This window comes from Streptomyces hilarionis, assembly GCF_024539675.1.
GTDB classification, from domain to species: Bacteria; Actinomycetota; Actinomycetes; order Streptomycetales; family Streptomycetaceae; genus Streptomyces; species Streptomyces hilarionis.
In genome coordinates this window covers 1-330 of sequence record NZ_JAHHIT010000576.1, presented here as the reverse complement: position 1 = coordinate 330, position 330 = coordinate 1, and the positions used below count along the sequence as shown (strand labels likewise).

Here is a 330-nt window from a genome sequence, read left to right as displayed (position 1 = left end):
ATGTGGTACCTCGCGTTCCTGGAGTTGTTGAAAGCGTTCAGGCGAACCTGGGCGAGTCGGTCAAGAAGGGCCAAGTCCTTGCGGTGATTGCCAGTCAACAGATCTCGGATATGCGCAGTGAGCAACAAGCTGCACAGCGACGTGTTGAGTTGGCACGCTTGACTTTTGACCGCGAGAAGCAGTTGTGGCAGGACAAAATCTCCGCCGAGCAAGATTACCTTCAGGCGCGACAAGCTTTGCAAGAAGCTGAAATATCACTGGCCAACGCTAAGCAAAAGGTCGGAGCAATCGGCGCTTCGGTCAATTCTGCAGGCGGTAACCGCTATGAAC

Annotated in this window: 1 pseudogene; it reads left to right on the top strand. The window is 53.9% G+C overall.

From position 1 onward, the window contains the following. Nucleotides 1-330: pseudogene (locus KMS84_RS44255) on the top strand (efflux transporter periplasmic adaptor subunit); the annotation flags it as partial.